This is a genomic window from Succinimonas sp. (assembly GCF_045225735.1).
GTDB lineage: Bacteria > Pseudomonadota > Gammaproteobacteria > Enterobacterales > Succinivibrionaceae > Succinimonas.
In genome coordinates, this window is record NZ_JBGVBR010000058.1 from 1 (window position 1) to 9,545 (window position 9,545).

At 54.5% G+C, this 9,545-nt stretch carries 8 protein-coding genes; 2 read left to right on the plus strand and 6 right to left on the minus strand.

Features of this window, described 5'->3' with window-relative positions; all coding sequences use genetic code 11:
• Both ACJROR_RS01985 and ACJROR_RS01990 read left to right on the plus strand, forming a co-directional pair.
• Window positions 1–428 (plus strand): amino acid--tRNA ligase-related protein (locus ACJROR_RS01985; RefSeq protein WP_406545637.1); only part of this gene is annotated, 428 nt, incomplete at its 5' end.
• Between the two features lie 51 nt (window positions 429–479).
• Window positions 480–1,220: a YebC/PmpR family DNA-binding transcriptional regulator gene (locus ACJROR_RS01990; RefSeq protein ID WP_406545638.1), complete on the plus strand. Its 741-nt coding sequence runs from the start codon at window positions 480–482 to the stop codon at window positions 1,218–1,220.
• 194 nt (window positions 1,221–1,414) lie between these two features.
• On the opposite strand, the gene ACJROR_RS01995 is transcribed toward ACJROR_RS01990, so the two are convergent.
• The 6 genes from ACJROR_RS01995 to ACJROR_RS02020 form a co-directional block, all read right to left on the minus strand.
• Window positions 1,415–2,173 (minus strand): phosphatase, encoded by a 759-nt coding sequence (locus tag ACJROR_RS01995; protein ID WP_406545639.1) that lies wholly within the window; start codon window positions 2,171–2,173, stop codon window positions 1,415–1,417.
• Between the two features lie 256 nt (window positions 2,174–2,429).
• Complete coding sequence (locus tag ACJROR_RS02000; RefSeq protein ID WP_406545640.1) at window positions 2,430–3,041, minus strand: hypothetical protein; 612 nt, start codon at window positions 3,039–3,041, stop codon at window positions 2,430–2,432.
• Between the two features lie 103 nt (window positions 3,042–3,144).
• Window positions 3,145–6,609 carry a transcription-repair coupling factor gene (gene mfd / locus ACJROR_RS02005; RefSeq protein WP_406545641.1) on the minus strand — a complete coding sequence of 1,155 codons (3,465 nt, stop codon included), beginning with the start codon at window positions 6,607–6,609 and terminating at the stop codon, window positions 3,145–3,147.
• 615 nt (window positions 6,610–7,224) lie between these two features.
• Entirely contained in the window at window positions 7,225–7,554 is a 330-nt protein-coding gene (locus tag ACJROR_RS02010; protein ID WP_406545642.1) for a hypothetical protein, read from the minus strand.
• Between the two features lie 136 nt (window positions 7,555–7,690).
• Window positions 7,691–8,389, minus strand: a complete 699-nt coding sequence (locus tag ACJROR_RS02015; RefSeq protein WP_406545643.1) for a PD-(D/E)XK nuclease domain-containing protein — start codon at window positions 8,387–8,389, stop codon at window positions 7,691–7,693.
• 750 nt (window positions 8,390–9,139) lie between these two features.
• The coding region (locus ACJROR_RS02020) for a transposase (protein WP_406545644.1) at window positions 9,140–9,545 on the minus strand (406 nt) is incomplete at its 5' end.

Consider the following 9,545-nt stretch of genomic DNA (forward strand, 5'->3'; position numbering starts at 1 on the left):
TGCACCATCCCTTCACGGCTCCCGAGGGCGTTTCCGCGGAGGAACTGAAGAAGGATCCCTACAGCGTTTATGCCGATGCCTACGATATGGTTATCAACGGCTATGAGGTAGGCGGCGGCTCCGTGCGCATTCACCGGGAGGAGATGCAGCAGGCAGTGTTCAATGTTCTCGGCATTTCTCCCGAAGAGCAGAAGCGCAAGTTCGGCTTCCTGCTGGAGGCTCTCAAGTACGGCGCTCCTCCTCATGCCGGTCTGGCCTTCGGTCTTGACCGTCTCACCATGCTCCTTACCGGCACGGAAAACATTCGCGACGTCATCGCCTTCCCGAAGACCACCGCCGCCTCCTGTCTCATGACTGAGGCTCCGAGCCAGCCCTCTGATGAGGCTATGGGAGAACTGGGCATTCAGGTTACCGATTTTGAGGAATAATCATAAAAGGGGCTTTGACCCCTTCTAGCAAGACATTTAGGAGATATTACTATGTCAGGACATAGCAAATGGGCGAATATCCGCTTCCGCAAGGCGGCGCAGGATGCCAAGAGGGGCAAGGTATTTACCAAGCTTATTCGTGAAATCACCACCGCTGCCCGTCTGGGCGGGGCTGATGAGTCCTCCAACCCGAGACTGCGCGCTGCCGTGGCTGCCGCTCTTTCTCAGAACATGACCCGCGACACCATTAAGCGCGCCGTGGATCGCGGCGCCGGCGGCGGAGACGGCGCTGAGCTGGAAACCGTGATCTACGAGGGCTACGGTCCCTGCGGCACCGCTATTATGGTGGAATGCATGACCGATAACCGGAAGCGCACCGTGGCTGATGTCAGACACTGCTTCACCAAGTTCGGCGGCAATATGGGCACCGAGGGTTCCGTGGGCTTCCTGTTCACCAAGAAGGGTGTTATTACCTTCGATAACGCTGATGAGGAAAAGCTGATGGAGGTGGCTCTGGAGGCCGGCGCTGATGACGTTGTGAGCAATGATGACGGCAGCTTTGATGTTTACACCACTCCGGAAAGCTTCGGCGACGTGCTGGATGCCGTGGACGCCGCCAAACTGGTGCACAGCAATGCCGAGGTAACCATGGTGCCCTCCACCGAGGCCCAGCTGGACAAGGATCATGCCGAAACCTTCGTGAAGCTCATTGATTCCCTGGAGGATCTCGATGACGTGCAGCAGGTTTATCACAACGGTCAGATCCCTGACGAGATTGCCGAAAGCATGTAATCTGTGATTATTTTTTGCGGCGGAGCTTTATCCGCCGCATCGCCCAAAAAAACAGTCCCGCACCCAAAGTCCGAGACTGTTTTTTTTGTGTCCGTGTTGCACCGCAGCGCCTGATACCTGATAAAGCCTCCGCATGACCATGGGCTGGTCTGGCGCATGATGGGGCATGGCGCAAATGGAGTGCGAAAAAAGACTCAGGCGGTTTCGAGAAGCTTTAAATAGTTTTCCGGATGGGGGTGCCCGCGGCCTATCACGAAGTTCAGGGTTTTCTCCATGGAGGTGTTGATAACCTGCTCCTCCGGAATCCCGGCCTCGTTTATGAATTCAATGGCATGCCTGAGATTCCCGATATTGGTCATGAAGTGCGCATCGGATCCCACGCTGACCAGGGCATGATACTTTTTGCAGAGCTTTGCGGTTAAAAGACAGAATTCATTGCTGCCGATACGGGAACCGGCGCCGCTGGCCGCATTGATTTCCACGGCCACGCCGCACTCGGCCGCGCAGCTCACAATGGCTTCCAGATCCTTGGGGTAGTTGGGATCTCCGGGATGGGCTATTACGTCAATAAGTCCGGAGCGGATGGTTTTCAGGGCGATTTCGGTGTTTTCGTCCCGGCCCTGGCTGGGCATGGCTCCGTTATGAAAGCCGCACAGCACCAGATCCAGCGAGCGGTAAAGCTTTTCAGGACAGTCGGTTTTGCCGCCGGGCAGAAAGTTCGCCTCGATGCCTTTAAGGACAAGGACTCCGTTAATGGTGTCCGGGAGCGCCTTCACCGAGTTCTTGAAATGGAGAATATCCGCGGAGTCAGGAAGTCGGGGGCCGTGATCGGTCATGGCCAGAATCTTGAGTCCCTTTTCCCGGGCTGCCAGAGTGTTTTCATAAATGGTGCTGTAGGCATGGGTGCTGGCCAGTGTATGACTGTGCAGGTCGGCAATGAGCTTTTCTATCATGGGTATCCGGAAGATCTGTATCTGGTGTCTGTTTCAGGTGTTTGCGTCTGGTGAATGATGCTATTTTACTATGTTCAGGATGCGCTCTCAGATTTTTTTAGCCGGAAAAACCCGGTTTAATCCGGAGCGGGAACTTAAGATACCGGCTTCCCGGCGGGGGAAGCGCCGCTCCGGGATCCGGAAAGCGCGGCCGGGAAGGCTGTCTGGAAATCCCGGCCGGAAAGAGAAGATCGGAAGCGGCGGGAAGGAGAAGTACTTATTTCCCCGAGATGCCATGGTTATTACTGCCGGAGGGGTTATGGGGCTTTTTCTTCTGGGGCTTCTGGGAAATACCGCTTTTTTCCGGAGCCGGGGAAATGGCATTAACCGGCGGCTTTTTAGCACCGGGGGTGTCTTTTCCGGAGGGCGGATTAGCCGGGGCGTCAGGGGCGGCCTTGGGGGGCTCCGGTTTTGCGGCCGGATCCTTTGGGGTGTCCCGAACCACCTTGTAAAGGTTCAGGTGCTCCAGATTGATGATGCCGTCCTTTACGGAAACAATGCAATGAAAACTCAGGTTGTCTGGGCCGTCCGCATTTCCCGCCACGGAGTATTTGGTCTGATCCGTATCTGCGGGGGTGGGCACTCTTCTGTCGGTGATTTTGATGTGATAATCCTGGCCCAGACGGAACTGCACCATGCTTTTACAGTACTTTTCCGTGCTTTTGACGTGCTTGTTGTCCTTCTGGAGCTTCTTCTGCTCCTCGGCGTCCAGGGCTCTCCGGGCGGCCATAAGCTGGCCTTCGTCCACCGTATTTCTCAGGGGGATAGCCTCCGCGTTCATAACTGCGGCAAGAGAGGCTCCCAAGGCGAGTAATGCTATCTTGTTCATGCGCTAACCGTTTTTTATCGTTTTTTCCTGACTCACCGGCCATATTAATGGGATCCGGCGGAAAATGCAAAATCCCGGAACCAAAATCAAAATCCGGGGCGGCTTAAGCCGGATCCTCCGGATGCGCGGCCATGTCCGTTACGATGCTCCGGATAAAGGGGATTCTTTCGCCGGGATCCTCCGGAACCTTCAGGATGCGGATCCGGTTCGGCCCGTCCATGCCGTAGGCGCCCGGATTCTCAAAAATCATTTTGGTGAGATAGTCAAAGCTGACCCGCACCGTGTCCCCGAAGGTCAGGGAGCCGTATTTCCGGTTCATGTCAATGGAGGTTATGCCCAGCTTTCTCGCGGCAATGCGGATCTTCTGGATCTCAAAAAGACTGGCGGCGTCTTTGGGCAGCGCCCCGAAGCGGTCAATGATTTCCGAGCGGAGGTCATCCACCTCGGCATCGGAAAGCGCTGAGGCAAGACGCTTGTAGAGGGTCAGCCTGATGGTGACGTCGTAAACATAGCTTTCCGGCAGGAGGGCGGGAATATGAAGCTCCACGGAGGTTTCCCGGGATTCCATGCTCTCGGGAGAGAGCTCCCGGCCCTCCCGAAGGGCCTCAATGGCATTTTCCAGCATTTCCATGTAAAGAGAAAAGCCGATGCCCTCGATCTGCCCCGACTGTTCCGCTCCCAGAATTTCTCCGGCGCCTCGGATCTCCAGATCCTGAGTGGCCAGAATAAAGCCGGAACCCAGCTCCTCCAGAGAGGCGATGGCATTAAGTCGTTTTTTGGCATCATCGGAAATTTCGCCGTGCTCCGGTGTCAGGAGATAGGCGTAGGCCTGATGGTGGGAGCGGCCCACCCGGCCCCGGAGCTGATGGAGCTGAGCCAGCCCCAGCTTGTCCGCTCTGTCCATGATGATGGTGTTGGCGGTGGGGATGTCAAGGCCGGTCTCAATGATGGTGGAGCAGATAAGCACGTTGTAGCGCTGATGGCAGAAGTCGTGCATGATCCGGGACAGGGCCTGCTCCGGAAGCTGGGCATGGGCCACGGCGATGCGGGCCTCCGGCACCAGGGCGGCAAGCTTTTCCTGTACGCCGCTGATGGTCATGACGTCGTTGTGGAGATAGTAGGTCTGGCCGCCGCGGTTCAGTTCCCGGAGAATGGCCTCCCGGATAAGCCCTTCATCGTATTCATGCACGAAGGTGCGTACCGCGAGGCGCTTGGCCGGCGGGGTGGCGATAATGGAGAGCGAGCGGACATTGTTCATGGCCAGATTGAGAGTCCGTGGGATGGGGGTGGCGGTCAGGGTCAGGATGTCGATCTCCGCTCTCATCTTTTTAATCTTTTCCTTCTGGGCCACGCCGAACCTGTGCTCCTCATCCACAATAAGAAGCCCCAGATCCCGGAACTTGATGTTCGCCGAGAGGAGCTTGTGGGTGCCGATAACAATGTCTACCGTGCCCTGAGCCAGCTTTTTTATTACCTCATGCTGTTCCCGGACGGTTTTGAAGCGGCTCAGGCAGGCGATTTCCACCGGGGAATCCGCAAAGCGATCCCGGAAGCTTTCGTAATGCTGGTCGGCGAGAAGGGTGGTGGGCACCAGGATGGCCACCTGCCGGGCATTGGAGACAGCGATAAAGGCAGCCCGCATGGCCACCTCGGTTTTGCCGAAGCCCACATCGCCGCAAATAAGCCGATCCATGGGCTTTTCGGATTTCATGTCCTCCAGCACCGCGGTAATGGCGCTCATCTGATCATCGGTAAGCTGGTAGCCGAAGCGGGCGGCGAAGCGGCCGTATTCCGCTTCCGGGATCTTGTAGGCAAATCCCTTCCGCATCTCTCTTTTGGCATAGAGCTCCAGAAGTCCCGCTGCCACGTCACGGATCTTTTCCTGCGCCTTTTTCCGGGCCTTTTCCCATTGATTGGAGCCCAGCCGGGTGAGGGTGACCTTTTCGGGATCGGCTCCGGTATAGCGGCTCAGGAGATGCAGGGAGGATATGGGGACGTACATTTTGGCGTTCTGGGCATATTCCAGAGCCACAAAATCCTGTTTCAGCCCCTCGATTTCCAGGGTTTCCAGCCCGAGATAACGGCCGATGCCGTGCTTTTCGTGCACGATGAATTCCCCGGGCTTGAGCTCGGCGAGATTCCGGATAATGGCATCCGGGTTAATGGTTCTCTTGCTGCTTTTCCGGGTTCTGGAGGCTCCGGACGCTCCCAGAAGCTCGGTCTCGGTAAGTATGGCCAGATCCCCATAGATAAAGCCGTTATTAAGGGGAGCCACGGCGATGCCGGTCTTATCGGGAGCGGCCAGAAAATCCCCGAAGGAATCAAAGTGCCTTGCGGCGACGCTTCCCAGAAGCATTTCCTGCAGAATGGCCTCCCGGCCCTCGGAGCTTACGGCGAAGAGCATTTTGCCGGGAAACTCCTCCCGGAATTTCATAAGGTTTTCGCAGGGGCGGGACTTTCCGTGATCCATGGCCACCGGCGGCACCGGCTCCGTGCGGAGATCTATAGCAGCCGTTGAAACGCCTTCGGGTTTCCCGGGCCAGATCCGGAAGTTCCGGAAGCGGGACACGGCCGCAAGAAGCTCATCGGGATTAAGGTAAAGAAGCTTGGGTTCCAGACTGGGATGGTCAGGGTTTCCGGCGGTTTTGGCGGCCCGGGAGAGAATATCCTGCCAGTACTCGTCCATGGTTTCCCGGATGCTTTCCATGACCAGCACGGGGCTTTCCGGGGGGAGGTAGTCAAATACCGTGGCCGTGTCCGCAAAGAACAGGGGGAGATAATGCTCGATGCCCGAGGGGATAACCTTCCGGGAGATCTGCTGATAGATGTTATGGAGAGCCAGATTGTCGGGGTTCAGGCGTTCCCGGTAGTTCTTTCTGAAGGTGTCGATGGCCTCCGGGGTTACCGGAAATTCGTGCGCCGGCAGGATGGCGATCTTTTCCACAGGCTTTACTGATTTCTGGGTTTCCGGATCAATGATGCTGATGGAGTCGATTTCGTCGTCAAAGAAGTCCAGGCGGTAGGGCACATTGCCGCCCATGGGAAAGAGATCCACAATGGAGCCCCGGACAGCGAACTCGCCGTGTCCCAGCACCTGCCGGGTCATGAGGTAGCCGGAGGAGGCCAGCTTGTCCCGGAGCCTCATAATGCTCAGGGTGTCGCCCTTTTTGATCATGATAGCCTGGGAATTTATGAAGGATTTGGGCGAAACCCGGGTCATCAGGGTATTAACCGAGGCGATGATCACCATTTTCCGGGCGGTTTCCAGCCGGGACAGTATTTCCAGCCTGCGGGAAATGATGTCCTGATAGGGGGAGAAGGTGTCATAGGGGAGGGTTTCCCAGTCCGGAAAATACCACACCGGCACATCCTTCATGATAAAGCGGAGCTCCTGTTCCAGATCCAGGGCCTCCCGGACGGATCTCGTGATTACAAGGGCCGGGGCTGCGGCATCCTTAACCGCTTCGGCAATGAAAAAGGCCGGAGCGGATCCGAAAAGCCCGGTAAATCTCTGTTTTTGCGGCGTCCGGGAAGACGGCTTCAGATTAAAGGAGATAAGAGCATCCATTCTGCTGATCCATCCTGTTAGTCCATTCTGATTTTATTTCCTGTGGCAACTCTGCATAGCCCCCGGTAATGATACCACTTTATTCGGTTTTCTCCATTTGCGGCGCTGTTGCCGCTATGCCGTGTTACGGAACCCGGTCAATTCTGAATATACCGGCATCCGTCCGGCCATGAAGATTATCATGAACTGAAGATGCCGGGGAATCTGAGGAGTATCGCGGAACGGAAATCAGGAAAAGCTGAGTTATCTTAACCCCCATAAGGCTGCAGCACGGATGGCGAATCTGAACCTGAGCGCTCCGTAAGTCCTGATGAAAATCCCGTCCCTCTGCGGGGCGGGGTTTTCACCGCATCCTAAAACTTTCCCGGAAGGCTTCTCCGGACAATGGCAATATGTCAGTGAAGAAACAGAAAACCGGCTGTCATAAGACAGCCGGCTTTTCGGAACCACGGGCTCATTTGCTATGCTGGTGCTTCGTCCGTCTCTGCTTTTCCGGAAGGCTGCAATTAAGCTCGCAAGCGTATTCGCCAATGATTGAGAATCGGGTTTATCAGATGCTCCTTAACATTGACTTTTTCAATGTCCGGAAGGACGTGCCGGCGCTCCCCGGGACTGTCAGCTTTCGGCTTTCATCTTATTCAGATGTTTCTTAAAATCCGTCAGAGCCTTTACATTCTTCTCCCTTTCTGCAATCAGCAGCTTCTCTGCATTCTGACTGTTTTTAAGGTGCTTTTCAATATAGTTCCGGTATAAATCCCCTGGAATGCTATTCTCAAGCACCAGAACGCCGCCGATGGTCAGCTCATCAACGTCTTTTAAGATGCCGGCGAATTTTTCCTGTATTCTCTTGACAATGACCATATCCCGGTCGATTGTGGCGATTTCCTCGTTTATCCGGTTTATGATGTCCTCGTCAGTCTCGAAGATGCTTGATTCCTTTGTCATGGCTTCTTTTCCTCTGTTAATCCAAGTTTTTCAGTCATCATTTTACGGTCAATGCGGGATGAGCGGAAGGCCGCTTTTGCAAAACTGCGTTCCGGAAGAAACAAAAATCCCGGGTTCCTCTGCCATAAACATCTCTTCACATCTTCTCGATAAGGCAATGATGTTCCTTTGTTTCGGAATTGTAGTTAAGCCCGACAAGCAGAACTTCCCTCTCGTCTCCGTCTTGGCGGTATCTTGCGGCGTAGTCCTGTTCCTTTATCTGGTTCAGGGCATCCTCAGCGCTGTAATCCCGCTTGAACTCAATAATCATGATCGGGAGATCCGGTTTGTTTTTTGGCACAAACACCAGATCCGCAAAACCTTTCCCTGCCGGGAGTTCCCGGAAGCTGTCATAGCTGCTCTCGGCGCACCACATAAGCCCGGATATGAGACAGAATACCAGAGCTTCCTCCTTGTTATATCCGATAACGGAAACATAGGGGGAGTTATGGATGCCGCCGACTATTTCCGCAGTCGTTTTGGCATTCAGAGATCTGATGGCCTGAAAGAGCTTTTCGGAACGTTCGATCACGGGCATGGCATTGTACCAGGGCTGCTCCCTTACAATGTCAATGAGCGTTTCCCTGATTTCCCGGTTCGGAACGTAAGCGCAGCGTTCAGTTCCGGCGTTTGGAAATTTGCGGCAGCCCAGATACCCCAGACAGACCAGAAGAGAAAACACCTGCTCCTTGTTATCAATGCTGGTCATATCGTTCTGAAAGGTTAAACAGTCAAACCAAACAGGGCCGCCGGCAATAAGATTGATGATGTCGTCCTTCAGGCCGGCAAAATCCATGTTTATAAGCCGGATTGCCTCTTCATCCGAAAAAGAAGTTCCCCAATATTTCGAGCATTCGTTTCCGGATACGGCGCGATGAACTGAAACGGGGCTGTAAATGTTTGCATCTCTGTAATCTCTCAGCTTTGCGTCAAACATCATGATTTTATAGCCCCCGTACCATTCCCGGAGAACTTCCTGAGGGACAGAACAGCAGGGCAGCCGGCAGATCTCCGCGACATCCTCCTCCGTAAAACCGAACCAGGGAGCAAATTGCCCGCTTCTTCTGGAGGATATGTGGGTGGGTAGGAGCTTTAACCTTCACCTTAGGTATGGCCCGGATTGATAGTCCGGGCCTTTTTGCCTGGGGGTGGGGGCGAGCCCCCACCCCCAGGCAAAGTGCGAACTAAAATGAACATTCCCACCCTGATCTGCGTTCTGCCCATGCCAGATATCTATAATCAGGCTCCCGTACAACACCCCTTATCCGGCCTCCAGAGATGGCCATACGTTTCAATTTTACTAAGCACGAGGCAGTTTTAGGGGTAAAGGGGCGGAGCCCCTTTAATCATTAACCGGGAAGCGCCGCAGGCGCCTTCCCTCCTTAATTATTAATCCTCGGAACTGTAACCTTTGTTCCTACCAGCATTGATTGCATAAGGGCTGGCGATGCAGGAGACTGCCGTATGCCAGACGGCGAACCCCCGCCGACAGGCATAACCCCATCGGAAATTCCGTTCCCGTGTTGTCTGACTGAGGCAGAAGGCTTTATTCGGTTACTGCCATTTGTCCTTTTGCAAGCGCCTGCTCCTGCTGGATTGCCTGCTCAATCTTTTTCCCTATCTCTTCTTTGTCAGGGTTCAATGTTCTTCTCGACGGTCGGTTAAACAGTGGTATCTCCAGAGCTGAGCATTTCAGGTATACCAGCGCTATTAGATTATCCAGATTACGGTACCCGCGGCCCATTTTGATTAAAAGCTTAATCGTAGTGTTGGTGGCTTCGCTCTTTGCGCTGTTGGCCCGATTGATAATTGAGTGCAATATCCCCTCACGGTTCCTTTCTATTTTCTCTGCCAGTTTTCTAATCGGCGCCATGTCCGAATTACTGGCATCAGCTATCCATTCATCGAGCTTTTTAGTCGCTGCTTCAGGATCTTCCTTCATATGGATTATC